Annotated in this window: 21 protein-coding genes; 10 read left to right on the forward strand and 11 right to left on the reverse strand. The window is 62.1% G+C overall.

What is annotated here, in order from left to right:
* Positions 1 to 191: 191 nt before the first annotated feature.
* Together fadD2 and fadD1 are read left to right on the forward strand one after the other, a co-directional pair.
* Entirely contained in the window at positions 192 to 1,880 is a 1,689-nt protein-coding gene (fadD2, locus tag ACQZ2L_RS05245; RefSeq protein WP_430324988.1) for a long-chain-fatty-acid--CoA ligase FadD2, read from the forward strand.
* Between the two features lie 316 nt (positions 1,881 to 2,196).
* Positions 2,197 to 3,894, forward strand: coding sequence for a long-chain-fatty-acid--CoA ligase FadD1 (fadD1, locus tag ACQZ2L_RS05250; RefSeq protein WP_430324990.1), 1,698 nt, complete (start codon positions 2,197 to 2,199; stop codon positions 3,892 to 3,894).
* Between the two features lie 52 nt (positions 3,895 to 3,946).
* Here fadD1 and ACQZ2L_RS05255 read toward each other — a convergent pair whose 3' ends face one another.
* The 3 genes from ACQZ2L_RS05255 to ACQZ2L_RS05265 form a co-directional block, all read right to left on the reverse strand.
* Positions 3,947 to 5,254: an NAD(P)/FAD-dependent oxidoreductase gene (locus ACQZ2L_RS05255; protein ID WP_430324992.1), complete on the reverse strand. Its 1,308-nt coding sequence runs from the start codon at positions 5,252 to 5,254 to the stop codon at positions 3,947 to 3,949.
* 30 nt (positions 5,255 to 5,284) lie between these two features.
* Entirely contained in the window at positions 5,285 to 6,649 is a 1,365-nt protein-coding gene (locus ACQZ2L_RS05260) for a glutamine synthetase family protein (protein WP_430324994.1), read from the reverse strand.
* A 98-nt stretch (positions 6,650 to 6,747) separates the two neighbouring features.
* Positions 6,748 to 6,912 (reverse strand): hypothetical protein, encoded by a 165-nt coding sequence (locus tag ACQZ2L_RS05265; protein ID WP_430324996.1) that lies wholly within the window; start codon positions 6,910 to 6,912, stop codon positions 6,748 to 6,750.
* Positions 6,913 to 7,127: 215 nt separating this feature from the next.
* Between ACQZ2L_RS05265 and hrpA the strand changes: the two genes are divergently transcribed.
* Positions 7,128 to 11,033, forward strand: coding sequence for an ATP-dependent RNA helicase HrpA (gene hrpA, locus ACQZ2L_RS05270; RefSeq protein ID WP_430324998.1), 3,906 nt, complete (start codon positions 7,128 to 7,130; stop codon positions 11,031 to 11,033).
* Positions 11,034 to 11,170: 137 nt separating this feature from the next.
* Positions 11,171 to 12,292, forward strand: a complete 1,122-nt coding sequence (locus ACQZ2L_RS05275; RefSeq protein WP_430325000.1) for a beta-ketoacyl-ACP synthase III — start codon at positions 11,171 to 11,173, stop codon at positions 12,290 to 12,292.
* A 143-nt stretch (positions 12,293 to 12,435) separates the two neighbouring features.
* Here the strand turns inward: ACQZ2L_RS05275 and ACQZ2L_RS05280 are convergent, their stop codons facing one another.
* Positions 12,436 to 13,680, reverse strand: a complete 1,245-nt coding sequence (locus tag ACQZ2L_RS05280) for a putative porin (protein WP_430325002.1) — start codon at positions 13,678 to 13,680, stop codon at positions 12,436 to 12,438.
* 240 nt (positions 13,681 to 13,920) lie between these two features.
* Between ACQZ2L_RS05280 and ACQZ2L_RS05285 the strand changes: the two genes are divergently transcribed.
* Complete coding sequence (locus tag ACQZ2L_RS05285; protein WP_430325004.1) at positions 13,921 to 15,048, forward strand: GNAT family N-acetyltransferase; 1,128 nt, start codon at positions 13,921 to 13,923, stop codon at positions 15,046 to 15,048.
* 49 nt (positions 15,049 to 15,097) lie between these two features.
* Here ACQZ2L_RS05285 and ACQZ2L_RS05290 read toward each other — a convergent pair whose 3' ends face one another.
* The 4 genes from ACQZ2L_RS05290 to ACQZ2L_RS05305 form a co-directional block, all read right to left on the reverse strand.
* Complete coding sequence (locus ACQZ2L_RS05290) at positions 15,098 to 16,930, reverse strand: ABC transporter ATP-binding protein (protein ID WP_430325163.1); 1,833 nt, start codon at positions 16,928 to 16,930, stop codon at positions 15,098 to 15,100.
* Between the two features lie 62 nt (positions 16,931 to 16,992).
* A complete protein-coding gene (locus ACQZ2L_RS05295; protein WP_314876000.1) occupies positions 16,993 to 17,550 on the reverse strand; it encodes a peptidylprolyl isomerase in 558 nt (185 codons plus the stop codon).
* Positions 17,544 to 18,356, reverse strand: coding sequence for an alpha/beta fold hydrolase (locus tag ACQZ2L_RS05300; protein WP_430325007.1), 813 nt, complete (start codon positions 18,354 to 18,356; stop codon positions 17,544 to 17,546). Before ACQZ2L_RS05300 ends, ACQZ2L_RS05295 begins: the two co-directional genes overlap by 7 nt.
* A gap of 13 nt (positions 18,357 to 18,369) precedes the next feature.
* Positions 18,370 to 19,293, reverse strand: a complete 924-nt coding sequence (locus tag ACQZ2L_RS05305) for a LysR family transcriptional regulator (RefSeq protein ID WP_101317581.1) — start codon at positions 19,291 to 19,293, stop codon at positions 18,370 to 18,372.
* A gap of 48 nt (positions 19,294 to 19,341) precedes the next feature.
* On the opposite strand from ACQZ2L_RS05305, the gene ACQZ2L_RS05310 reads away from it, so the two are divergent.
* From ACQZ2L_RS05310 to ACQZ2L_RS05320, 3 genes are all read left to right on the forward strand, one after another.
* A complete protein-coding gene (locus tag ACQZ2L_RS05310; RefSeq protein ID WP_430325009.1) occupies positions 19,342 to 19,656 on the forward strand; it encodes a 3-phosphoglycerate kinase in 315 nt (104 codons plus the stop codon).
* A gap of 109 nt (positions 19,657 to 19,765) precedes the next feature.
* Positions 19,766 to 20,365, forward strand: a complete 600-nt coding sequence (locus tag ACQZ2L_RS05315) for an FMN-dependent NADH-azoreductase (RefSeq protein ID WP_430325011.1) — start codon at positions 19,766 to 19,768, stop codon at positions 20,363 to 20,365.
* A gap of 91 nt (positions 20,366 to 20,456) precedes the next feature.
* The gene (locus tag ACQZ2L_RS05320) at positions 20,457 to 21,338 is read left to right on the forward strand and encodes a carboxylate/amino acid/amine transporter (protein WP_430325013.1); all 882 of its coding nucleotides are present in this window, start codon (positions 20,457 to 20,459) and stop codon (positions 21,336 to 21,338) included.
* Here the strand turns inward: ACQZ2L_RS05320 and ACQZ2L_RS05325 are convergent.
* On the reverse strand, positions 21,328 to 22,122 hold the full coding sequence (locus ACQZ2L_RS05325; RefSeq protein ID WP_430325015.1) for an SDR family NAD(P)-dependent oxidoreductase: 795 nt from the start codon (positions 22,120 to 22,122) through the stop codon (positions 21,328 to 21,330). The two genes, ACQZ2L_RS05320 and ACQZ2L_RS05325, sit on opposite strands and share 11 nt — an antisense overlap.
* 149 nt (positions 22,123 to 22,271) lie before the next feature.
* Here ACQZ2L_RS05325 and ACQZ2L_RS05330 point away from each other — a divergent pair, with 149 nt between their 5' ends.
* On the forward strand, positions 22,272 to 22,844 hold the full coding sequence (locus ACQZ2L_RS05330) for a TetR/AcrR family transcriptional regulator (protein WP_430325017.1): 573 nt from the start codon (positions 22,272 to 22,274) through the stop codon (positions 22,842 to 22,844).
* A gap of 47 nt (positions 22,845 to 22,891) precedes the next feature.
* On the opposite strand, the gene ACQZ2L_RS05335 is transcribed toward ACQZ2L_RS05330, so the two are convergent.
* The gene (locus ACQZ2L_RS05335; RefSeq protein ID WP_430325019.1) at positions 22,892 to 23,686 is read right to left on the reverse strand and encodes a substrate-binding domain-containing protein; all 795 of its coding nucleotides are present in this window, start codon (positions 23,684 to 23,686) and stop codon (positions 22,892 to 22,894) included.
* A gap of 490 nt (positions 23,687 to 24,176) precedes the next feature.
* On the opposite strand from ACQZ2L_RS05335, the gene ACQZ2L_RS05340 reads away from it, so the two are divergent.
* Positions 24,177 to 25,478 carry an MFS transporter gene (locus tag ACQZ2L_RS05340; protein ID WP_101317597.1) on the forward strand — a complete coding sequence of 434 codons (1,302 nt, stop codon included), beginning with the start codon at positions 24,177 to 24,179 and terminating at the stop codon, positions 25,476 to 25,478.
* A 39-nt stretch (positions 25,479 to 25,517) separates the two neighbouring features.
* On the opposite strand, the gene ACQZ2L_RS05345 is transcribed toward ACQZ2L_RS05340, so the two are convergent.
* Entirely contained in the window at positions 25,518 to 26,297 is a 780-nt protein-coding gene (locus ACQZ2L_RS05345) for a response regulator transcription factor (RefSeq protein WP_430325021.1), read from the reverse strand.
* Positions 26,298 to 26,452 lie beyond the last annotated feature (155 nt).

Raw genomic sequence — 26,452 nt, forward strand, 5'->3', positions numbered from 1 at the left:
TTCTGTGCATGTTCCCCGACAGTGTACGCACTACCGCTGAAATTGCAGGACGGGCACAAATAAGATTCACAATGTTAATGGCGGCCCTTGGCGTGTTTGCCACCTTCCACTTACCTGCTAACGTCGGCTCAACGCCTGTTCGCCCCGTGCAGCAGGTCAAGGACGCTCCAGGCCAAGAGGAACAATAATAAATGCATGCCGACTTCTGGAATGACAAACGCCCGGCGGGCGTGCCTTCCTCCATCGATATCAATGCCTACCGCAGCGTGGTCGATGTGTTCGAGCGCTCCTGCAAGCGCTTCGCCGACCGCCCGGCCTTCAGCAACCTCGGCGTAACCTTGAGCTACGGCGAGCTCGAACGCCACTCGGCGGCCTTCGCCGCCTGGCTGCAGGCCAATACCGACCTGGCGCCCGGCGATCGCATTGCCGTGCAGATGCCCAACGTGCTGCAGTACCCAATCGCGGTATTCGGTGCGCTTCGGGCCGGGCTGATCGTGGTCAACACCAACCCGCTGTATACCGAGCGGGAAATGCGCCACCAGTTCAAGGACTCGGGTGCGCGTGCGCTGGTGTACCTGAACATGTTTGGCAGAAAGGTGCAGGAGGTGCTGCCCGATACCGGCCTTGAATACCTGATCGAAGCGAAAATGGGTGATCTGCTGCCTACGGCCAAGGGCTGGCTGGTCAATACCCTGGTCGACAAGGTCAAGAAGATGGTCCCGGCCTTCGATCTGCCGCAGGCAACGTCGTTCAAGCAGGTGCTGCGTGAGGGCAGGGCGCTGAGCCACACGCCGGTGCCGCGCAGCCTCGATGATGTCGCCGTGCTGCAGTACACCGGCGGCACCACCGGCTTGGCCAAGGGCGCCATGCTGACCCATGCCAATCTGGTCGCCAACATGCTGCAGGTGCTGGCGTGCTTCTCCCAGCACGGCGCCGACGGCCAGAAGATGATCAAGGAAGGCCAGGAGGTGATGATCGCGCCGCTGCCGCTGTATCACATCTATGCGTTCACGGCGAACTGCATGTGCATGATGGTCACCGGCAACCACAACGTGCTGATCACCAACCCACGTGACATCCCAGGGTTTATCAAGGAACTGGGCAAGTGGCGTTTCTCGGGCTTGATCGGCCTCAATACGCTGTTCGTCGCGCTGATGGACCACCCCGGTTTCAAGTCGCTGGATTTTTCCGTGTTGAAGGTCACCAACTCGGGTGGCACCGCGTTGGTCAAGGCCACCGCAGAGCGTTGGGAGAGCCTGACCAAGTGCCGCATCGTCGAAGGCTACGGCCTGACCGAAACCTCGCCTGTGGCCAGCACCAACCCTTATGGGCAACTGGCGCGGTTGGGCACGGTGGGCATCCCGGTAGTAGCGACGGCATTCAAGGTCATCGATGACGATGGCAACGAGTTGCCCTTGGGCGAGCGCGGCGAGCTGTGTATCCAGGGCCCGCAAGTGATGAAAGGCTATTGGCAGCAGCCCGAAGCAACGGCGCAGGCGCTGGACAGTGAAGGCTGGTTCAAGACGGGTGATATCGCCGTCATCGATCCTGATGGTTACACGCGGATCGTCGACCGCAAGAAAGACATGATCATCGTCTCGGGCTTCAACGTGTACCCGAACGAGGTCGAGGATGTGGTCATGGCCCATCCGCAGGTCGCCAACTGCGCCGCGATTGGTGTGCCGGACGAGCGTTCCGGCGAGGCGGTGAAGCTGTTTGTGGTGGCCCGTGAAGGGGGCGTCAGCGTCGAAGACCTGAAGGCCTACTGCAAGGCCAACCTCACCGGTTACAAAGTGCCAAAGCAAATCGTGCTGCGCGATTCGCTGCCGATGACACCGGTCGGCAAGATCCTGCGGCGCGAGCTGCGCGACATCGCCTGACCCATCTGGCCCAGGCACTGCAGAGGCAAGCAGCGGCGACGCGCTTGCCTCTCTTTATATGCACAGTCAGGTAGATCCAGCGAGAGGAGCCGGTTTGCGACATTTTGGCTAATTACTCTAAATATGACTTATATAATTCATTGAGTCATATTTGTGACCGTTTGGCCTGTTTTGGCCTCTAGTCGACCCCTGGCAAAGCTGGTACTCTCGGCCCGCTTTCAGAGGATACGGTTTGCAATGAACCGGCGCCTTCTATCAATAATAAACGCATAAACGCGTATAAAGAATTCGCTGTTGCTCAAGGAGTTGGCTTTCCATGATCGAAAATTTTTGGAAGGATAAGTACCCAGCCGGGGTAGCGGCGCAAATCAATCCTGATGAATTCCCCAATATCCAGGCGGTGCTCAAGCAATCCTGCCAGCGCTTTGCCGACAAGCCGGCCTTCAGCAACCTGGGTAAAACCCTGACCTATGGCGAGCTGTATACGCTGTCCGGCGCGTTTGCCGCGTGGCTGCAGCAGCATACCGACCTCAAGCCAGGCGACCGCATCGCGGTGCAGCTGCCGAACGTGCTGCAGTACCCGGTGGCGGTATTCGGCGCCATGCGCGCTGGCCTGATCGTGGTCAACACCAACCCGCTGTACACCGCGCGGGAGATGGAACACCAGTTCAACGACTCTGGCGCCAAGGCGCTGGTGTGTCTGGCCAACATGGCCCACCTGGCCGAAAAAGTAGTGCCCAAGACCCAGGTCAAACACGTCATCGTCACCGAAGTGGCCGACCTGCTGCCGCCGCTGAAACGGTTGCTGATCAACAGCGTCATCAAGTACGTGAAGAAGATGGTCCCGGCCTATCACCTGCCCAAGGCCGTGCGTTTCAACGACGCCTTGGCCAAGGGCGCCGGCCAGCCGGTCAACGAAGCCAACCCGCAGGCCGACGATGTTGCCGTGCTGCAGTACACCGGCGGCACTACCGGGGTGGCCAAGGGCGCCATGCTCACCCACCGCAACCTGGTCGCCAACATGCTCCAGTGCCGTGCGTTGATGGGCGCCAACCTGCATGAAGGCTGCGAGATCCTGATCACGCCGCTGCCGCTGTACCACATCTATGCCTTTACCTTCCATTGCATGGCGATGATGCTGATCGGCAACCACAACGTGCTGATCAGCAACCCGCGCGACCTGCCGGCGATGGTCAAGGAGCTCGGCAAGTGGAAATTCAGCGGCTTTGTCGGCCTTAACACGCTGTTCGTTGCCCTGTGCAACAGCGAAGGCTTTCGCGCCCTGGACTTCTCGGCACTGAAAATCACCCTGTCCGGTGGCATGGCCCTTCAGTTGAGCGTCGCTGAACGCTGGAAGGCCGTGACCGGCTGTGCCATCTGCGAAGGCTACGGCATGACCGAAACCAGCCCGGTGGCAGCGGTCAATCCGGCCGAGGCCAACCAGGTCGGCACCATCGGCATTCCGGTGCCGTCGACGCTGTGCAAGATCATCGATGACAGCGGTCAGGAGCTTGCCCTGGGCGAGGTTGGCGAGCTGTGCGTCAAAGGCCCGCAGGTGATGAAAGGCTACTGGCAGCGCGAAGACGCCACCGCCGAGATTCTCGATGCCGATGGCTGGTTGAAGACTGGCGATATCGCCTTGATCCAGACCGATGGCTACATGCGCATCGTCGACCGCAAGAAGGACATGATTCTGGTGTCCGGCTTCAACGTCTACCCGAATGAACTCGAAGACGTGCTCGCCGGCTTGCCGGGTGTGCTGCAGTGCGCCGCGATTGGTGTGCCGGACGAGAAGTCGGGCGAGCTGATCAAGGTGTTCATCGTGGTCAAACCGGGCATGACCCTGACCAAGGAACAGGTGATGGAGCATATGCGCGCCAACGTCACCGGCTACAAGGTGCCGCGTTATATCGAGTTCCGCGATGCCTTGCCGACTACCAACGTCGGCAAGATCCTGCGCCGCGAGCTGCGTGACGAAGAGCTGAAGAAGCAAGGCCTGAAAAAGACCGCCTGATCAGGTGGCGACTGCGCGGCAGCTCATGCCGGCGCAGTCGCCGCTGCAGCTGTCAGCGCAGCTTTTCCAGCATCTGGTAGTACCACATCCCCGCCGCCAATAACGGATTGCCGAGCAGGTCGCCCATGGGCACCTTGATGTGCTTGCAGCCGGCAAAGGTATCGAACTTCTCCAGCGTCCCGGTCACCGCCTCGGCCATGATTTCACCCATGATGTGGCTGGTTGCAACGCCGTGCCCGGAATAACCCTGGCAGTACCAGACGTTGTCCGAAAGCTTGCCCAGCTGCGGAATGCGGTTGACCACGATGCCCATCGCGCAGCTCCACTGGAACTCGATCGGCACGCCCTTGAGAGCCGGGAAGGTGCGCTCGATGCACGGCCGCAACTCGCCGGCGATATCCCGTGAATCCTTGCCGGAATAGTTGGCGCCACCGCCGAACAACAAGCGCTTGTCGGCGGTCAGGCGGTAGTAGTCGAGGACGAAGCGGCAGTCATACACCGCCAGATCCTCCGGGTTGATCTGCTCGGCCAGTTCACCCAGTGGCGCGGTGGTGACGATGCCGCCCATGGCCGGGAAGATCTTGCCCTTGAGCTGGCGCTTTTCCAGCTTGTGATAGACATCGCCGGCGAGCATCACCTGGCGCGCTTCGATCCGGCCCTGGGCAGTGACCACTGCAGGGCGCGGGCCGTGAACGATGTCGAGTACTTCGGAATTCTCGAAAATCAAGGCGCCCAGCGCATGCGCCGCGCGCGCTTCGCCCAGGCACAGGTTGAGCGGGTGCAGGTGCAGGTTGCGCATGTTCTTCAAGCCGCCCAGGTACAGCGGGCTCTGCAGGTGGCGGGCAACCCCGTCGCGATCGAGCAACTCGAGCTGATTACCCATGCCACGGCGTTGCGCCTCGGCCTGAAAACTCTGCAGCTCGGCCATGTGCGATGGCTTCATCGCGGTGTGCAGGTGGCCGCGCTTGAGGTCGCACTCGATGCCGTAGCGTTGCACCCGTTGCTCGATGATCTCGTGGCCGCGCCAGCGCAGTTGCCAGATGAAGTCATCGACTTCGCTGCCGAGGCGCGCGCTCATCTGTTCGCGCATGGCCTCGTCGCCGGACAGGCTGCCCGTCACCTGGCCGCCGTTGCGCCCGCTGGCGCCCCAGCCGATGCGATTGGTTTCGACAATGGCCACCTTGAGCCCACGTTCGGCCAGCTCGACTGCCGTTGCTACGCCGGTAAAGCCGCCGCCGATGATCGCCACATCGACCTGGTGCGTACCCTGCAGGATTGGGTACTGGCTATGGTCGTTGACAGTGGCGCTGTAGTAGGACGGCGCGCGCTGGGCCGAACCCTTGTTCAGTGCTGCGTTCATGCGAATTCCTTGAGATGAAAAGGGTAGGGCTCAGGCCTGGTGCAGGTACCAACGCCAGTCCTGCTCGCCGACTTCGGCCATGAACTGGCGGTACTCGGCGCGCTTGACCTTGAGGTACACACCGAGAAAATCCTGGCCGAGAGCCTCTTTAGCCCAGGTCGACTGCTCCAGTGCATCGAGCACGGTCAGCCAGTCGGTGGGCAGGTGTTCGGTGGCCTGGGCATAACCGTTGCCCGTCACCGGCGCGCCGGGATCGAGCTGTTCACGGATGCCCTGATGGGTGGCGGCGAGTATTGCTGCAGCCGCCAGATACGGGTTGGCGTCGGCGCCGCAGATACGATGTTCGATGTGCCGGCTGTTGGCCGGGCCACCCGGCACGCGCAGGCTCACGGTGCGGTTGTCTACGCCCCAGGTCGGCGCCAGCGGCGCGTAGCTGTTGGCCTGGAAGCGGCGGAACGAGTTGGCGTTGGGGCAGAACAGCAACAGTGATTCATGCAGATGGCACAGCATCCCCGCGACTGCCTGGCGCAACAGCGGCGTGCCGGCCGGATCTTCACTGGCAAACAGGTTGCGACCCTCGGCGTCGGCCAGGCTCAGGTGCATGTGCATGCCGGTGCCGGCCAGTTCGGCAAACGGCTTGGCCATGAAGCACGCCTGCATGCCGTGGGCGTGGGCAATGCCCTTGACCAGGCGCTTGTAGCGCACGGCCTGGTCCATCGCCGCCAGTGCGTCCCCGTGTTCCAGAGTTATCTCGACCTGACCTGCGGCGTACTCGGAAATCGCCGTGCGCGCAGGGATGCCCTGGGCTTTGCAGGCGGCGTAGAGGTCAGCCAGAAATGGCTCGATCTGTTCCAGTTCGCGCAGGCCGTACACTTGAGTGGCACGCGGGCGGCCGCCGTCGTTGTCCAGCGCGGGCTGCGGCCGGCCGTGGGCATCGCGCTGCTGGTCGAGCAGGTAGAACTCCAGTTCGCAGGCCATCACCGGGTGGTAGCCGTCGGCCTTTAGCGCTTCGATGGTGCGTAGCAGGACGTGGCGTGGGTCGGCAACACTGGCCGGCAGGCCTTCACGCGGGTGCATGCTGACTTGCACCGCAGCGGTTGGCACCCGCCGCCACGGCAGGCGCACCAGGCTGCCCTGCAGGGGATAAGCGCGACAGTCGATATCGCCGACGTCCCACACTAGGCCGGAGTTTTCCACGTCGTCGCCATTGATGGTCAAGCCAAGAATGGTGCTCGGCAGCGGCCTGCCGCTTTGGTACACCGCCAGCAGTTCGTCACGATGCAGCAGCTTGCCGCGCGGCACACCGTTGGCATCGAGGATGAACAGCTCGATCAGGTCGATATCAGCGTTATTGGCCAGAAACTGTTCGGCCTGCTCAAGGGGAGCAAAGTGCATGGTGAATTCGCTCGCGGCTCATTGCTGAGGCGCACGGACCTGCGCGCAATGGGCGCCAGGCCGGACTGGGTAAACCGGCGCAGAGACGCCGGGTCTGATCAGTGCAACGCGGGCGAGAAATCGGGCGGGCGAGCGTGGCGGCAGTGCCACAGCGCCCAGAAGGCGAGGATGATGTGCACCAGCGGATTTTCGCCGACACAGGCCCGGGCCTTCGGCAGCGAAGGGCGGGACGGCGGGCGTGCGGTGCGGGTGGGGACGCTCATGGGTGGATACTCCCATGCGCTGTAAGGTTGATTAAATCAGCGAATGGCTACCTTAAGTTAGCGACTGGCTAAACATTCGCGGCGGTCATGTGCGCTTAGGCTGCGATAACCCGTGGCCGGCGCTGAAAGCAAAGATGCGGCAAATCTGCGACAATCGCCCCTCTTCGAATGCCAATCATGTACCAGCAGGCTCACCTGCATCATTAAAAAGCCCCATGACTGATAACGCCATCGACCAGCTGCTGAACAATCTCGACCACGCCATGATCGCCGACCGTCATCGTCTGCGCCGGCAACTGCACGAGCTGCGCAAGCGCCCGGACGAGGCCAAGCTGGCCTTGTGGGCAGAAAAGGTGCAAGCCTCGTTCGACAAGGTCAGCGCGCGCCAGGCAAGTGTGCCGAGCATCCGCTACGACGACAGCCTGCCGATTGCGGCCAAGCGTGACGAGATCAAAAAAGCCCTGAGCAAACACCAGGTGCTGATCATCGCCGGTGAAACCGGCTCGGGCAAAACCACCCAGCTGCCGAAGATCTGCCTGGAACTGGGCCGCGGCAGCCACGGCCAGATCGCCCACACCCAGCCGCGGCGGATCGCTGCGCGCAGCGTGGCCGCGCGGGTTGCCGAAGAGCTCGGTACGCCGCTGGGGGCGTTGGTCGGCTATCAGGTGCGCTTCGAAGACCAGAGCGATGCCAACACCCTGGTCAAGCTGATGACCGACGGCATCTTGCTGGCTGAAACCCAGCATGACCGCTTTCTTGATCGCTACGACACGATCATCGTCGACGAAGCTCACGAACGCAGCCTGAACATCGACTTCCTGCTCGGCTACCTGAAGACCTTGCTGCACCGTCGACCCGAGCTGAAGGTGATCATCACCTCCGCGACCATCGACCTGGAGCGTTTCTCCAAGCATTTTGACGATGCGCCAATCATCGAGGTGTCTGGCCGCACCTATCCGGTCGATACCTGGTACCGGCCGCTGACCAGCGAGCATGACGAGGAAGGCAACCAGGTCGAAGAAGACCTCAGCGTTGACCAGGCGATTCTGGCCACCCTCGACGAGATCGCTGCGCACGAGCGCAGCGCCGGCAAGGGGCCGGGCGATGTACTGGTGTTCTTGCCGGGTGAACGGGAGATCCGTGACGCCGCCGAAATGCTGCGCAAGGCGCAGTTGCGCCATACCGAAATCCTACCGCTGTATGCGCGGTTGTCGCCGGCTGAGCAACAGAAGATCTTCCAGTCGCACCCGGGGCGGCGCGTAGTGCTGGCAACCAACGTTGCCGAAACCTCGTTGACCGTGCCCGGCATCCGCTACGTGATCGACAGCGGCACCGCGCGCATCAGCCGCTACAGCTACCGGGCCAAGGTCCAGCGCCTGCCGATCGAGGCGGTGTCGCAGGCCAGTGCTAACCAGCGCAAGGGCCGCTGTGGCCGGGTCGAGCCGGGCATCTGCATTCGCTTGTACAGCGAAGAGGACTTCAATGGCCGGCCGGCGTTTACCGACCCGGAGATTCTGCGTACCAACCTCGCCGCGGTGATCCTGCAGATGCTGCATCTGCGCCTGGGCGATATCGATGCCTTCCCGTTCATCGAGCCACCGGATGGCAAGGCCATCAGCGATGGCTTCAACCTCCTGCAAGAGCTGTCGGCGGTCAATCGCGAGAACCAGCTGACCCCGCTCGGGCGGCAATTGGCACGCCTGCCGATCGACCCACGGCTGGGGCGTATGCTGCTCGAAGGCGCACGCCTGGGCAGCCTGCAGGAAGTGCTGATCGTCACCAGTGCGCTGTCTGTGCAGGACCCGCGTGAACGTCCACCGGAGCGTCAGCAGGCGGCCGATCAGGCCCATGCGCAATGGAAGGACGTCGACTCCGACTTCGCCGGGCTGGTGAATTTGTGGCGCGGCTTCGAAGAGCAGCGCCTGGCGCTGACCGCCAACCCGCTGCGCAACTGGTGCCGCAAGAACTTCCTCAACTACCTGCGCCTGCGCGAGTGGCGTGATGCCCATCGCCAGCTGGCGTTGATCTGCCGTGACCTGCAACTGACCGTGAACAAAGAGCCGGTCGATTATCAGCGCATGCACAAGGCTATCCTCAGTGGCCTGCTCAGCCAGATCGGGCAGAAGACCGAAGAGGGTGATTACCTCGGTGCGCGGCAGCGTCGCTTCTGGATTCATCCGTCGTCCGGCATTGGCCGCAAGCGCCCGCAGTGGGTGATGGCCGCCGAGCTGGTCGAAACCACCAAGCTGTATGCGCGCATGGTCGCCAAGATCGAACCGGACTGGATCGAGCCGTTGGCCGGCCACCTGATCAAGAAGAACCACTTCGAGCCGCACTGGGAGAAGAAGCGTGGCCAGGTGGTCGCCTTCGAGCAGATCACCCTGTATGGGCTTATTCTGGTTGGTCGCCGCCCTGTGCATTACGGCCCGATCGATCCGGTGGTTTCGCGTGAGCTGTTTATCCGCGAAGGGCTGGTTGGGGGCGAAATTCAGTCGCGGGCCAAGTGCCTGACGGCGAACAAGCGCTTGCTCGAGCAGCTCGACGAACTCGAGGCCAAGGCCCGCCGCCGGGATATTCTGGCCGACGAAGAAACCCTCTACGGCTTCTACGAAGCACGCCTGCCGGCAGAGATCCACCAGACCGCAACCTTCGATGCCTGGTACCGCATGACCAGCCAGAAGGATGCCAACCTGCTGATCATGCGCGAAGAGGATGTGCTCGCCCGCGAGGCCAGTGAAGTGACTGCCGCGCAGTATCCGGACACCTTGAAGATCGGTGACCTGAGCCTGTCGCTGAGCTATCACTTCGAGCCCAATCATCCCCGTGACGGCGTCACCGTGCGGGTGCCGGCGCCGCTGCTGCCGAGCCTGCCGGGCGAGCGTCTGGAGTGGCTGGTGCCGGGCTTGCTCGAAGCCAAGTGCATTGCCCTGGTGCGCAGCTTGCCCAAGGCGCTGCGCAAGAATTTCGTGCCGGTGCCGGACTTCGTCAAAGCTGCACTTTCGCGCATGACCTTCGGCCAGGGCAGCCTGCCTCAGGCGCTTGGCCAGGAGTTGCTGCGCATGACCGGTGCGCGCGTCTCGGATGAAGCCTGGGCCGAAGCTGTCGAGCTGGTCGAGAGCCATCTGCGGATGAACATCGAAGTGGTCGACGGCGAGGGCAAGTTCCTCGGCGAGGGCCGCGACCTGGCCGAACTGACTGCACGCTTTGTTGCCGCGAGCCAAGCGGCGTTGGCCATGCCGCGCACCGAAAAATCCGACCAGCCAGTGCAGGCCAAGGCCTTTACCCCGGTAGCCGAGACCGCCCAGCAGAAGATCGCCGGGCTGTCGATGACGGTGTATCCGGCGCTGGTCGAGGACAAGGGCGCGGTACGCGAAGGGCGTTTTTCGACCCATGCCGAAGCCGAGTTCCAGCACCGCCGGGCATTGCAACGGTTGCTCCTGCAGCAGTTGGCCGAGCCGGCCAAGTTCCTGCGCAGCAAGCTGCCGGGGCTGACCGAGCTGGGCTTGCTGTACCGCGACATGGGCCGGGTCGAGGCGTTGGTCGAGGATATTCTCCTGGCCAGCCTCGACAGCTGCATCCTCGACGGCGAGGCGCAGTTGCCGCGCGATGGCGCCGGGCTTGCGTCGTTGGCCGAGCGCAAGCGCGGCAGCTGGGCGGAGCATGCCGAGCGACTGGCGCGTCTGAGCCTGGAGATCCTCAAGTTGTGGCATGGCCTGCAAAAGCGCTTCAAGGGCAAGATCGACCTGAGTCAGGCGGTTTCGCTGAACGACATCAAGCAGCAGTTGGCCAACCTGGTGTATCCAGGGTTTATCCGCGAGACGCCGGCGCAGTGGCTCAAAGAGCTGCCGCGTTACCTCAAGGCGATCGAGCTGCGCCTGGAGAAGCTGGGCAGCCAGGTGCAGAAGGACCGGGTCTGGAGTGGCGAGCTGACCAACCTCTGGGCGCAGTACAAAACCCGCGCCGACAAGCACGCTCAGGAAGGCAAGCGCGATGAGCAGTTGGTGCTGTACCGCTGGTTGCTGGAAGAGTACCGGGTGTCGTTGTTCGCCCAGCAGTTGGGGACCAAGGTCGCGGTTTCGGACAAGCGCCTGAGCAAGCAGTGGAGCCAGGTGGAAGGCTAAATTGCTGGAGTTGTGGCAAACTCGCTGCAGGTTTCGCGGCAAACAATTACAGGTTCAACTTGGTACCAAGGTGCCATTAGCCAAACCCTATTTCGGCCAACGCCCCAGCGTGATGGCCTTCGACCAGAGGAACGATCGTGCATAACGTCGTGATCAGCGGCACCGGCCTGTTTACCCCGGCCCAGAGCATTTCCAATGAAGAACTGGTGGAGTCGTTCAACACCTGGGTGCAGCAATTCAATGCCGATAACGCCGACGCCATCGAGCGTGGCGAGGTCGAGGCGCAGGCCGAATCCAATGCGGCCTTTATTGAGAAGGCTTCGGGCATCAAGAGCCGCTTCGTCATGGACAAGGCCGGCATCCTCGACCCACAGCGGATGAAACCGCTGTTGCCTGAGCGCAGCAACGACGAACAGTCGATCCTCTGCGAAATGGCCGTGAGCGCGGCGCTGATGGCGCTGGAGCGCGCCGGGCGCACCGCGGCCGATGTCGACGGCGTCATCGTTGCATGCTCGAATCTGCAGCGGCCGTACCCGGCGATCGCCATCGAAGTACAGGCTGCGCTGGGCATTCAGGGTTTTGCCTTCGACATGAACGTGGCCTGCTCCTCGGCGACCTTCGGCATCCAGACCGCCGCCAACAGTGTGCAGCTGGGGCAGGCGCGGGCGGTGCTGATGGTCAACCCGGAGGTGTGCACCGCGCACCTGAACTTCCGTGATCGCGACAGCCATTTCATTTTTGGTGACGGCGCCACGGCCGTGCTGATCGAGCGTGCCGACCTGGCGACCTCGGCGCACCAGTTCGAGATCGTCAGCAGCAAGTTGCTGACCCAGTTCTCCAACAACATCCGCAACAACTTCGGCTTCCTCAACCGTACCGCCGAAGACGGTGAAGGTGCTGCCGACAAGCTGTTCGTGCAGGAAGGCCGCAAGGTGTTCCGCGAAGTGTGCCCGATGGTGGCCGAGCTGATTGCTCAGCATCTGGCCGAGAACGATCTGCAGGCCAGTGACGTGCGGCGGTTCTGGCTGCATCAGGCCAACCTGAGCATGAACCATCTGATCGTGAAGAAGCTGGTCGGCCACGAGGTGGCTGAAGAGGATGCGCCGGTGATTCTGGATCGGTATGCCAATACCAGCTCGGCGGGCTCGGTGATTGCCCTGCATTTGTATCAGGATGATCTGCCCAAGGGCGCGTTGGGTGTGCTGAGTTCGTTTGGGGCGGGGTATTCGATTGGCAGCGTGATTTTGCGCAGGCTGTGATGTAGAAAAGCGGGGCCGCTTTGCGGCCCTTTCGCGACACAAGGCCGCTCCTACAGACGACCGCGCATGACTGTCTAGCGCGGTCTCTTGTAGGAGCGGCCTTGTGTCGCGAGAGGGCCGCAACGCGGCCCCAAATTACCCGATCAGAACTTGGCTTCCAGGTCCACCTGCAGGGTGTCGACATCGGCGTTGCTGTTCGGCAGCTGCGACAGGTCGGTCTTGGCCATCAGGTAAGCAGCGCCCACCGAGAAGTTCTTGTCGATTTCGTAACCGACCTTGAACTTGTGCCCACGCGAGCCGGTGTAGCCGTTGCCGAAGTCAGAGTCGGTGAACAGGCTGACCACAGCGTTGCGCTGCACGTCGCGGTAGTTGTAATCCAGGCTCCAGGCGCCCAGCTTGGTCTTCAGACCCGCCAGCCAGGCCTGGTCTTCACCATCGGTGCTGTCGGTGTTCTTCACGTACTGACCATAGGCCGACAGTGGCAGCGCCAGGCCGGTCAGGTCGATCTGGCCAAAGCCTTCAACCAGGTTGAACTCGTTGGTGGTGTTGCCGAACGAGCGCAGGATGGTCGCTTCCTTGTCGTTGTCGTAACCGTAAATGCTGGCACCGACGGTGACCTTGAGCGTGTCTGCCGGAGCGAAGCGTGCACCCAGCTGGCCGTGGTAGACCTGCGCGTCATGCTTGTACTGCACACCGTCGCCGTCGACGTTGTCCTTGAGGGTGTACTGACCGGCACTGGCAAACACCTCGGCGCCGCCCAGGTCGGTCTTGTAGGTTGCCGCCACGCCTTCCGGGTTGATGTCGCTGTCCCAGATGATGTCGCCCATGCTCACCCACGGCTGAGCCATTTTACCGCCGATCAAATGCAGGCCGGGCAGGGCAGTCGGGTGCCAGTCGAGGTAAGCCAGGTCGACCCAAAGCGACTTCTTGTCGAAGTAGTTGTCCAGGCTCTGGTTGGTCGAACGGCGGTCGGCGCTGCTGCCGGTGGCGATGCGCACGCCTGCATCGACCTGTGGGTTGATCTCGCTGTAGAAGCCGACGCGAGCACGCACGCGCTGACGGTCCTGGTTGCCGCTGGAGGCGTTCGGGTCGTCGACGTTGACGTCTTCGTAGCGCAGGCGCACATCGCCTTTGACCTGGGTCTTGGCCGCCCAGGCGACTTTTTGTTCAAAGGAGCTCATGCGTTCGGCCTGGGCTTTCTGCGTGGCTTTTTCCTTGGTTTCCTGAGACAGGTCGGCCTGCAGCTCGTTGTACTGTGCCTGGTTGATCGAACCATTGGCGCGGAGCATCTCGAGCAGCTTGGCGTCGACTGCAGCACTGGCTGGAGTACTCAGAGCCAGCATCAGACCGCTCAGGCTCACCCCAGTTAGTGTAGAAACAAGACGCATAAAGTTCTCCCGTGTTGAGCAATATGGGGAGGCTTGGACGCCCACCCCCGAGTTGGCAATTCTGCGCAAAGCGCCTGAATAGACAGGTCGCCGCGGTTTCGAAAACAGGCGCAAGTATTGCGGGGGGCAATGACAGAATAATGTCTATTTAGTGGCACTGCGGTTAAACAGTCGGCCTGGATTTGTCAGTGGCGCCATCCTTGCCGGATACTGGCGGCCACCTCGACGAGCGCATATATCGTGATCAGCTTGTACAGCCTTGCCCACATCCGCGACCTGCCTGCCGCCACCTGGGACGCGCTGGTACCTGCCGGCCAACCGTTCCTGCGGCATGCCTTTCTCAGCGCGATGGAAGACAGCGGCAGTGTGGTGCGGGCCACCGGCTGGGCCGCCGAGCATCTGGTGCTGGAGCGCGACGGCGAGGTGCGCGCGCTGCTGCCGGCCTATCGCAAGTGGCATTCGTTTGGCGAGTATGTGTTCGACCACGGCTGGGCGGATGCCTGTGCCCGAGCGGGTATCGGCTACTACCCCAAGCTGCTCGGCGCGGTGCCGTTCAGCCCGGTCAGTGGCCCGCGCTTGCTGATGCAGGACGCCGCCGACGGCTTGCTGTTGTTGCAGGCGTTGCCTGAGTACCTGAACAAGGGCGGGTTGTCTGGCGCGCACATCAACTTCACCGACACCGCGCTGGATCAGACCATTGCCGGCTTGCCGGGATGGCTGGAGCGCCTCGGTTGTCAGTTTCACTGGCGCAACCACGGCTATCGGGATTTCCAGGACTTTCTCGACACGCTCAGCTCGCGCAAACGCAAGCAGATGCGCAAGGAGCGCGAGCAGGTGGTTGGCCACGGTATCGACTTCCAGTGGTACTGCGGTGATCAGCTAAGCCAGCTGCAGTGGGACTTTGTCTACCTGTGCTACGCCAACACCTACACCATCCGCGGGCGGGCGCCGTATCTGACCCGTGAGTTCTTCAGCCTGCTGGCCGAGCGCATGCCCGAGGCCATCCGCGTGGTAATTGCCCGCCAGGCCGGCCGCGATGTGGCCATGGCCTTGAGCCTGGTCGGCGGCGACAGCCTGTTCGGGCGCTACTGGGGCTGCCTGGATGAGTTCGATCGGCTGCACTTCGAGACCTGTTTTTACCAGGGCATGGACTTCGCTATCGCCGAAGGGCTGCAACGTTTCGATGCTGGCGCGCAGGGCGAACACAAGCTGATTCGCGGCTTTGAGCCGGTCATCACCCGCTCGTGGCATTACCTGCTGCATTCAGGCTTGCGGGAGGCGGTTGCGCAGTTTCTTCAGCAGGAGGGGGAGGGCGTCAGAGCTTATGCCGAAGACGCGCGGAGCATGCTGCCTTACCGGCAGGAGTAGAGGTCAGGAAGGTGCGCCGAGCCTGTGCAGGACCGGCGCGGTATTGCGGTCAGTCGACCCCGACGAAGCCGCCCGTCTGGTGGTGCCACAAGCGTGCATACAAGCCCTGATGGGCGAGCAGTTCGGCGTGGGTGCCGGTCTCGACCACATGGCCCTGGTCAAGCACGACCAACCGATCCATGCGCGCGATGGTTGACAGCCGGTGGGCAATGGCGATCACCGTCTTGCCCTGCATCAGCGTCTCCAGGCTCTCCTGAATAGCGGCTTCCACCTCCGAGTCGAGCGCCGAGGTGGCTTCGTCCATGATCAGGATCGGCGCGTTCTTCAACAGAACTCGGGCAATCGCGATGCGCTGGCGCTGGCCGCCCGACAACTTGACCCCGCGCTCGCCAACATGGGCATCGAAGCCGGTCCGCCCCTGCGAGTCGGACAACTGGCCGATGAAGTCGTCAGCCCTGGCCCCGCGCACGGCGGCCCAGACTTCCTCGTCGGTCGCGTCAGGCCTGCCGTACAGCAGGTTGTCGCGGATCGAGCGGTGCAGCAAGGAAGTGTCCTGGGTGATCATGCCGATCTGCGCGCGCAAGCTGGCCTGGTTGACCTCGGCGATGTTCTGCCCGTCGATCAGGATGCGCCCGCTTTCAACGTCGTACAGACGCAGCAGCAGGTTGACCAGAGTCGACTTGCCGGCGCCGGACGGGCCGATCAGGCCGATCTTCTCACCCGGCCGAATATCCAGATTCAGCCCATCGATGACCCTGCGACCCTTGCCGTAGTTGAAGCCGACGTTGTCGAAGCGCACCGCGCCGCGCGTCACATTCAGCGCTGGCGCCTGCGGCTGATCGGTGACCGTGACCGGCTGGGCAATGGTCTGCAGACCGTCCTGGACCATGCCGATATTCTCGAAGATGCCGTTGACCACCCACATGATCCAGCCCGACATGTTGACGATGCGGATTGCCAGGCCGGTCGCGAGGGCAATGGCACCCACGGTAATCAGCGAGTTGCTCCACAGCCACAGCGCCAGGCCGGTGGTGGTGACAACCAGCAAACCGTTGAGCGTGGTGATGACCACATCCATGCTGGTGATCACGCGCGAGGCCAGCTGGGTTTTCTCGGTCTGCTCGCTGATCGCTTCACGGGCGTACTGCTGCTCGTAGTCGGTATGGGCAAACAGCTTGAGGGTAGTGATGTTGGTGTAGCCATCGACGATGCGCCCCATCAGCTTGGAGCGGGCATCCGAAGATACTACCGCCCGCGCCTTGACCCGCGGCACGAAGTAGTAGAGCGCGCCGATGTAGCAGACGATCCACACCAGCAACGGCACCATCAGGCGCCAGTCGGCTTCGGCGAACAGCACCAGCGCACTGATGGCGTAGATCAGCACATGCCACAGCGCATCCACCGCCTGCACCGCTGAATCGCGCAGCGAGTTGCCGGTCTGCATGATGCGCTGGGCGATGCGCCCGGCGAAGTCGTTCTGGAAGAAGTTCATGCTCTGCTTGAGCACGTAGTTGTGGTTCTGCCAGCGGATCATGCTGGTCATGCCCGGGCTGATGGTCTGGTGCACCAGCAGGTCATGCAGGCCGAAGAACAGCGGCCTGATCAGCAGCACCACCACCAGCATCCACAGCAGCTCGGCGCCGTGCAGGCTGAAGAAGTTCGGGTCCGGGGTGCCTTGGGCGAGGTCGATGATCCGGCTCAGGTAGCCAAACATCGCCACCTCGATCAGCGCCGCAACCAGGCCGACGATCAGCAGGGCAACGAAGCTTGGCCAGACCTGACGCAGGTAGTACAGGTAGAAGGCCCACACCGTACTGGGTGGAGCCTCGCTCGGGGCGTCACGGAAGATATCGATGAGCTTTTCGAAACGGCGGTACAGCATGGGCATTGCAACTCCTGTTCTACCCGACCGCAGGCAGTATCACGTCCCTGTGAAACCAGCGGTCAGTCGATGCGTTTGGCGGACTTGATGAATACCGGGTCAGCCGGGACATCACGCATGCCTTTTTTCACGGTGGTCTGCGAATTGACGATCTGATCGACCACTTCCATACCCTTGGTGACCTTGCCGAACACTGCGTAGCCAGCGTCACGGCCCGGGTCGAGGAAGGCGTTGTCATTCACGTTGATGAAGAACTGGCTGGTGGCCGAGTTCGGGTTGGACGTGCGCGCCATCGACAAAGTGCCGCGGGTGTTGCGCAGGCCATTGCTGGCTTCATTCTTGATTGGGTCTTTGGTGTCTTTCTGCACCATCTGCTCGGTGAAGCCACCGCCCTGCACCATGAAGCCCGGAATGACCCGGTGGAAGATGGTGTTGTTGTAGAAGCCGCTGTCCACGTACTGCAGGAAGTTCTTGGTGCTGACCGGCGCTTTTTCTGCGTTCAGCTCGATTTCGACCGGGCCGAAGCTGGTATCGAGCAGCACGTGCGGGGTCTTGTCCGAGGCCAGGACGCTAGTGGCAAAAGCAACCGAACAGGCAGCGAGCAGAATTTTTTTCAGCATGGGCTCAAAGATCCTTGAGAGGTGGAAACGCTAGTGAGGAACTGCAGCAGGGTCTGGTTGAAGACCTCGGCTTGATCAAGCGGCGTAGCGTGCCGCGAATCTTCGATTACCGCCAGCCTGGCGTGCGGGATCCGCTCGACGTAACGCTGTTTTAGTTGTACCGGGGTGTAATCGTGGTCGGCGGCGATCACCAGGGTGGGACACTGGATCTGGCCGATGCGTTCCGCCACGCCCCAGTCGACGATGGCGTCGAAGCTCTTCAGGTAGGCGCGCTTGTCGTTGCGCGCCCAGCGCTGGCTCATCTTCTCCCGCAGGTCAGCCTGCTCGGGTTTGGGGAACAGGCGCGCGGCCAGGCCTTTGCCCACTGTCTCGACGCTCAGGGCGCGGGCCAGGGCCCAGCGCTTGGCCCACCAGACCCAATCGCTGCGGGTACGCCGTTTGACCTCCGGGGCACTGTTGACGATGCACAGGCTGCGCAACCAGCGCGGGTGATCGACGGCGAACTGAAAGCCGATCATGCCCCCCATCGACAAGCCAACCAGGTGCACCGGGCCGGTCTGCAGGTGTTCGAGCAGGGCCAGCAGATCTTCGCTGAAGGTTGCGATCTGGTAGCCGCCGGCGGGTTTATCCGAGCGGCCATGGCCGCGGCTGTCGAGCAGGATCACCCGGTAGTGCTGGCTCAGCAGCGGCACCTGCAGTTCCCAGTCGAGGCTGCTCGAACCGAGGCCATGCAACAGCACCAGCGGTTCGCCCTGACCGTATTGCTGATAATGCAGGGTGCAGCCTTCGTGTTCGAAATAGGCCATGGGCGCGGGCTTCTCAGGCTTGTGGAGGGGCGGCGAAAGGCACGTCCAGCGGCGCGGTGTCGAAGCTGCGCAGCAGATCGATGAGGATCTGCGTGGCTGGGCCGAGGGCTTTCTCTTTGCTCGAGTAAAGGTAGAACAGTGGGTGGCGACTGCCACCTTGATCCAGCTGCAATGGCTTGAGCAGTCCCTCGCGCAGCTCGCGCTCGATCATGTGCCGCGGCAGCCAGGCAAAGCCCAGGCCACTGCCGACAAAGGTCGCGGCGGTGCCCAGGCTGCCGACTGTCCAGCGCTGCTCGGCGCCGAGCCAGCCGACGTCTTTCGGCTGCGCCCGACCAGAGTCGCGGATCACCACCTGCAACTGGCTTTCCAGATCCTGGAAGGTGATCTCGCGGCCCAGTCGGTGCAGGCTGTGTTCCGGGTGAGCGACGGCGATGAACTCGACCGAACTCAGCTCGGTGCCCAGGTAACCGCCGATGCTGAAGCTGCTGATGGCAAGGTCGGCGATGCCTTCGTGGAGCACTTCTTCGACCCCGGACAACACCTCTTCGCGCAGGCGCACGCGGCAGCCGCGGCTTTGCGGCATGAACGCGCTAAGTGCGCGCACCAGGCGGGCGCTGGGGTACGCTGCATCTACCACCAGGCGCACCTCGGCTTCCCAGCCTTGTTCCATATGGTGGGCCAGGTCTTCGAGCTGACTGGCCTGCTTGACCAGGTGCCGCGAGCGGCGCAGCAGCACGTTGCCGGCCTCGGTCAGCACCGCCTTGCGGCCATCGATGCGCAGCAGCGGCACGCCGAGTTGCTCCTGCATGCGCGCTACGGTGTAGCTGACCGACGATTGCGAACGGTGCAAGGCCTCGGCTGCCTGGGCAAACCCGCCGTGGTCGACCACTGCCTGCAGGGTTCGCCACTGATCAAGGGTTACGCGCGGCGCTTTCATCTTCGGCTCCTGTTGTCCTAAGCTGCGCTCTTTCAAGGAGAGCGCCCTGTGAAGAAATATTGTCTGGCTGTCTTGCTGTGCCTGCCATTGAGCGCAATGGCTTACCCGATCGATGTGAGCAAGGAGATCAGCGGGGTGAAGATCGACTACACCGCCTATGACACTGATCAGGACATCGGCAGCATTACCGTGAACAACTACGGCGAAGTGGCCGCGGCGTGCAAGGTCAGCTTTCGCAACGGCCCGGAAGCGCCTCGCGTGCGGCGCGTAGTGGTGCCGGCAAACAAAAGCGTGGACGTGACCGCCAAGTTCAACCGGCAGATCATCAAGCTGCGCATTGCGCTGAGCTGTCAGCCGCAATAAAACGGATAAATCGATAGGTTGACTCCACTTTTTACGCTTTTTTATCGATAGGTCAACCTCTAATCTCGCCTCCATTGAATCGCACCCCGTTTATGCCAATGGAGGCACCATGTCCCGCGTACTGATCATCGAAAGCAGCGCCCGCCAGCAAGATTCCGTGTCGCGCCAGCTGACCCGCGACTTCATCCAGCAGTGGCAAGCGGCGCACCCAGGCGACCAGATCAATGTGCGCGACGTTGCCGCCAACCCGCTGCCGCATTTGGACGCCGACTTGCTCGGCGGCTGGATGAAGCCTGCGGAGCAACGCTCCATGCCTGAGCAGGAAGCTTTCGAGCGCTCCAACCAGCTGACTGACGAGCTGCTCGCCGCCGACGTGCTGGTGCTGGCGGCGCCGATGTACAACTTCACCATCCCGAGCACCCTCAAGGCCTGGCTGGACCATGTGCTGCGCGCAGGTATCACCTTCAAGTACACCCCGACCGGACCGCAGGGCTTGCTGCAAGGCAAGCGCGCCATCGTCCTGACTGCCCGTGGCGGCATTCATGCCGGTGCCGGCAGCGATCATCAGGAACCGTACCTGCGCCAGGTCATGGCCTTCATCGGCATTCACGACGTGGCGTTCATCCACGCCGAAGGGCTGAACATGAGCGGTGATTTTCACGAAAAGGGGGTCAACCAGGCCAAGGCCAGGCTGGCCGCCCTGGCGTAAGCCACTCAGGCACGTTGATGCTCGCTGCAGATTGGTTGCCCAGGGTGGCGCAACCGGCTAAGGTCGCCGCCTTGATTTGCGAGAGAGCACCATGGGCTACCTGATTATCGTCGCGCTGATCCAGGCGTTTTCCTTCAGCCTGATCGGCGAGTACCTGGCTGGCAACGTCGACAGCTACTTCGCTGTGCTGGCGCGGGTGCTGTTGGCTGGGCTGGTGTTTCTGCCGCTGACGCGCTGGCGCCAGGTCGAACCGCGTTTCTTGCGCTCGATGCTGCTGATCGGTGCCCTGCAGTACGGCGTCACCTACGTCTGCCTCTACCTGAGTTTCCGCGTGCTGAGCGTGCCCGAGGTGCTGCTGTTCACCATCCTCACGCCGTTGCACGTGACCTTGATCGAAGACGCCCTGAACCGGCGCTTCAACCCCTGGGCGCTGGTGGCTGCACTGGTGGCAGTGGCCGGTGCGGCAGTGATCCGCATGGACAGCATCAGTGGCGAGTTCTTCATCGGCTTCCTGTTGCTGCAACTGGCCAACTTCACCTATGCCGCAGGCCAGGTGCTGTATCGCCATCTGATCGCCCGTAATCCCAGCGACTTGCCCCACTACAAACGCTTCGGCTACTTCTACCTCGGTGCGCTGCTGGTGGTGCTGCCGGCGTTTCTGCTGTTCGGCAATGCTCAGCGCCTGCCGAGTACCGATGTGCAATGGCTGGTGCTGTTGTTCCTGGGGTTGGTGCCGACGGCGCTGGGGCTGTACTGGTGGAACAAGGGCGCCTGCCTGGTTTCTGGGGCAACGCTCGCGGTGATGAACAACCTGCATGTGCCGGTGGGCTTGCTGCTCAACCTGCTGATCTGGAACCAGCACGAGCCGCTTGGGCGGCTGCTGATAGGTGGTTTGATCATTCTGGGTTCGGTCTGGCTCAGCCGGCTGGGCAGCAATCACGCTGCGCCAGCCGTAGGCGGGGTCAGGCGATAGTCTGAGCTTGATAGCGCTCGGCGACGACGGACTGGCGAATCTCAGCCAGCAAGCCTTGCCGAGCAAGCTGCAGCGCATCCCAGCGTGCAGCGTCCTGCAATGGCGGGATGGTCACCGGCTCGCGGCGGTCGAAGCCGACCAGGGCAGCGTCGACCAGGTCGCCCACGGCCATCACTTCAGTCAGGGTATTGATGTCGATACCGGCACGATCCCAGATTTCCGTGCGTGTTGCCGCAGGCAGAACGGCCTGGACATACACGCCCTTGGGCGCCAGCTCAAGGCTCAAGCCCTGCGACAGGAACAGCACGAACGCCTTGGTCGCGCCGTACACGCTCATGCCGAATTCCGGCGCTAGGCCCACCACAGAACCAATATTGATGATCGCGCCGCTGCCGGCCTGCGCCAGCCGTGGCGCGATGGCGCTGGCCAGTCGAACCAGGGCGGTGGTGTTCAACGCGACCAGGTTGGCCACGCTGTCTGTTGACTGCTCGATAAAGCTGCCGGAATGCGCGGCGCCGGCGTTGTTGACGAGCAGGGTGATGCTGCTGTCATCGCGCAAGCGGGCTTCGACGGTCGTCAGGTCGCTGCTTTGCGTCAGATCAGCCTGAATCACATCGATGGCCACCGCATATTGCTCGCGCAGCTGTGCGGCGAGTGCATCCAGGCGGGCCTTGTCACGGGCTACCAACACCAGATCATGGCCGCGCTGGGCGAAGCGCTCGGCGTAGGTTGCGCCGATGCCAGAAGAAGCGCCGGTGATCAGTACGGTTTCAGCATTGTTCATGGACGGGTACTCAAGGGTGAGTGGCTGTTGGGCAGTCTGTTGGGGAAGCGGTTTTATGATGTCGACCATAATCAAAACTGTCAACGGTTTTGATTATGGTCGACATCAGAGTATGCTGAGCCATCGTTACGAAGTCCCCGAGGTGCCCCATGAAAATCACCAAGACGCAATCACTGGCCAATCGCGCGCATATCGTCGAGACGGCTTCGCAGCTGTTTCGTGAGCGCGGCTATGACGGTGTGGGTGTGGCCGAGTTGATGGCCACTGCCGGGTTCACTCAAGGGGGGTTCTACAAGCACTTTGGCTCAAAGGCCGACCTGATGGCCGCAGCGGCTGCGCTCAGTTTGGAGAGGTCTGCTGCCGGTGTCTGCACTATTGGCCTGGAGGAGTTCGTCAATCGCTACGTCTCCCGCGCCCACCGAGATGGCAGAGACACAGGCTGCACAGTGGCAGCCTTGGGTGGCGATGCTGCTCGCCAGTCCGATGAGGTCAAGGCGACCTTCGCCAGCGGCATCGAAAAGACCCTGGCAGCCTTTGAAGAGAAATACCGGGCGGGGACGGGGGCGACGCCCGAGCAGGCGCGCGCGAAGGTCGTGAACCTGTTTACCCATGCCGTGGGCGCCGTCATGTTGTCGCGGGCGTGCCCGGATGACTCACCGCTGGCAGACGAAATACTGCAAGCGTGCCGGGCCGAGTTGCTGGCTGCGCTGGCTGGCGACTGAGCAAGGCTTGCGCTGCTGCGCAAACCTTGCGGTCACTTTCTCGGCGATCAGCTGGCGTGGTGCGGCAGCGGTGCCAAGCCACTGCTCTTGATCGCCGCATCTGCCTGAGGCGAAGCCAGGTATTCAAGCAGTGCCTTGGCCGCTGCCTGATGCTGGCTCTTGCTGACCATGGCGCCGGAGTACATGGTCATCTTCTGTGCCTCGGCCGGGATCAAGCCAACGATGTCGATGCCCGCTACCGGCTTGAGTTCGCTGAGCTGCTGAAAGCCGATCTGCGCCTGCCCGCGAGCCACCACCGCACCGACCGGTTCGGCCGGGATCATGTGGGCTTTGGCATCGAACGCCGACCCCAGCTGCATGCGTGGGAACAACGTCTTGGACAGATAAACACCGCTGGCGCTGTCCGAATAGGCGACCGATTTGCTCTCCACCAGCACTTTGCGCAGGTTTTGCATCGTGCTGATGTCCGGCTTCGGCTCGCCTTGGCGCACCGCCATGGCGATGAAGGACTTGCCCAGGTCGACGCGGCTGGCCTTGTCTGCCTGGCCGTCAGCGACCAGCGTGTCCAGCGCCGAGCCGACCATCAGGACCACGTCGGCATCCTCACCCTTTGCCAGCCTGTTGGGGATCGCCTGCGGGGTATCACCCATCGACGGCGCCGCCAGCACATTCAGTTTGACTCCGAATTTTTTCTGGTAAGCCGGCGCCACTTCGCGGATGGCGCCCATGATGCCGCCGGAGCTGAGCACGGTCAGGGTGTTAGCGTCGCCAGGTACGGCCTCAGCGGCCGAGCAAGCGAAGGTGGCCAGCAACAGTGCCGCGCAGGACATCGTTCGAAGCATGGGAGTGTTCTCCGGATCAAAAGAATCCAGATTACTCAGCCGCAGCCCCCGGTTCAGTTAACGGGCCGTGAAGGATGTTTCATGTTCTGAGCAAGCCGCGTGAACGACTATTGCCTATGTCGGTGCGGCAGGGCAGGCGCTGCCGGATGGCAGGGACTCGCGGAGGTGGTAAATCGCGGGCAAAAGAAAGCCCGCTGCTAGGCGGGCAAGTTCAATCACACGTAGGGATAGCTAGAGATTGCGCCCCTTGCCGTGAAAATTAAGTGAAAGTGAAGTCAACATGCCGTCAGATTTCACTCACCGAATCCGAGTCCGCCGATAGCGTTGCGATGGACGCAATTTGAGCCCCGCAACCGGGGTATGGTTATAGCGATTGATAACAATGACGCATCAATCCATGAAAATTAAACACTAACTGTTTCAAAATGTGTCCCGCATACTCTAGTTTAGAGCGTAACAAGCATTTTAAGAATATCGCTGGAGATCCGTCATGCATGCTTCATCCCCCGCTGCGGGCACTGCCCGTTCCCGCGCCGCAGCCGTGTTTCGCGTCACCTCGGGTAATTTTCTCGAGCAGTTCGACTTCTTCCTGTTCGGCTTCTACGCCACTCAGATTGCGACCGCATTCTTTCCTGCGGCGAGTGAATTCGCTTCCCTGATGATGACCTTTGCGGTGTTCGGCGCAGGCTTCCTCATGCGCCCGCTGGGCGCCATCGTGCTCGGTGCGTACATCGATGACGTGGGCCGTCGCAAAGGTCTGATCGTGACTCTGTCGATCATGGCCAGCGGTACGCTGTTGATCGTGCTGGTCCCCGGATACGCCAGCATTGGCCTGTGGGCACCGGCCCTGGTCCTGCTGGGGCGTTTGCTGCAGGGCTTCTCGGCGGGCGCCGAATTGGGCGGGGTGTCGGTCTACCTGTCGGAAATGGCCACGCCTGGACGCAAGGGCTTCTACACCAGCTGGCAGTCCGGCAGCCAGCAGGTGGCGATCATCGTTGCCGCAGCACTGGGCTACGGCTTGAACCAGTGGTTGGCGCCTGAGCAGATCAGCGAATGGGGCTGGCGCGTACCGTTTGCCGTAGGTTGCATGATCATCCCGTTCATCTTCCTGTTGCGGCGCAGCCTGCAGGAAACCGAAGAGTTCGCCAACCGCACCCATCGCCCGACCATGAAGCAGGTGGTAGCAACACTGGCCAGCAACTGGGGTGTGGTCATCGGCGGCATGCTGATGGTGGCGATGACCACCAGCGCCTTCTACCTGATCACCGTGTACGCACCGACCTTCGGCAAGACCGTACTCAACCTGACCACCACCGACGCCTTGCTCGTGACGCTGCTGGTCGGCGTATCGAACTTCTTCTGGTTGCCTATCGGCGGCATGCTCAGCGACCGCTTCGGGCGCAAGCCGATGATGATAGCGATGACCGTGCTGACGCTGTTCACCGCTTACCCGGCGCTGTCGTACCTGGCTCAGGCGGCAAGCTTCTCGCACATGCTTGAAGTGCTGCTGTGGTTCTCGTTCCTCTATGCGCTCTACAACGGCGCAATGATCCCGGCGCTGACCGAGATCATGCCGGTCGAGGTGAAAGTGGCCGGGTTCTCGCTGGCTTACAGCTTGGCTACGGCGCTGTTTGGTGGCTTTACCCCAGCCATGTCGACCTGGCTGATCCACCTCACCGGTGACAAGGCTGCACCGGCGTACTGGGTCACCTTCGCTGCCGGCTGCGCCTTGTGTGCCACGTTGGTGTTGTACCGCCGGGTCAAGACCGCTCAGCCACACGCGGCGGTCTGATCGGGTTGTGATGACGCCTGGCGGCCCTGCTGCCAGGCATTAGCCCGATGTTTCTTCCTGAAAGCCCAGTTGCTGGATAAATCGCGAGAACAGCTCTGGCTGCGAAGAGATGTTGAGCTTTGCATAGAGATGGCGACGGTGGGCCTTGATCGTTTCAGGCGATATACCCAGTCGCTGGGCCATCGCTTTGGACGAATAGCCACGCAAGATCAGCCTCGCGATTTCCAGTTCCCGGTCAGACAATAGTCCCTCACCAAACTTAGCCAGCGCGTCGCCCACCGGCGGCTTTAGCGGCACCGATACGCTGACTTGCCCCCAGCTCTGGGCGACCAACGCCAATACCCACTGGCTCACCAAGGTTAGCTTGCCCCGCTCTGTCGCATCGAACGCCCGGCGCATGCCCAGCGACAGCGAGACGACGCCATCAGGCACCTGCAGCAGAAACTGCACCTCATCTTCAAGTACGTGATCATGGAAATAGTTGAGGAAGTAATCCGTCTGCCGAAATTGGTCGGGAGCCACTTCTTCAAGGTGATAAAAGCCGCTGGCCAAGCCTTCGTGAGCCGCCTGGTAGAACGGATCCAGCAGGTACAAGCCGTCCAGGTACAAGGCGCTGGCCACTGGCGCAGGTGACGCGTCGTATTCATCCAGCACATGCGGCGCGCCCAGTGCCGGGAAGTGAATCGCCAGCGCGTTGTCGAACTGCACCCAATGGCGCAGCAACAAGGTCAGCTGGCGCCAGAAGCGCGGGCTGCCGGTTTGCTCGATGACACGGGCCAATGCGCTGTGGCTGGAGACTTCATGAAAGAGGATGTCCACGGCTGCGTTCCTGGGGCGGGTCGCTTATTGGCGCGTTTCTCTTCCCCGCTGTCAACAGGGGTACCCCTTCGGGGGAATTGTTCAGTTGCTCACGCCTGCATAGATTCTGTTCATGCCAAGCGCGCCGTCGAGTGCGCAGCGTCACACCTCAGTTC

It is taken from the genome of Pseudomonas shirazensis, from assembly GCF_050496565.1.
In the GTDB taxonomy this organism is placed as follows: Bacteria; Pseudomonadota; Gammaproteobacteria; order Pseudomonadales; family Pseudomonadaceae; genus Aquipseudomonas; species Aquipseudomonas shirazensis_A.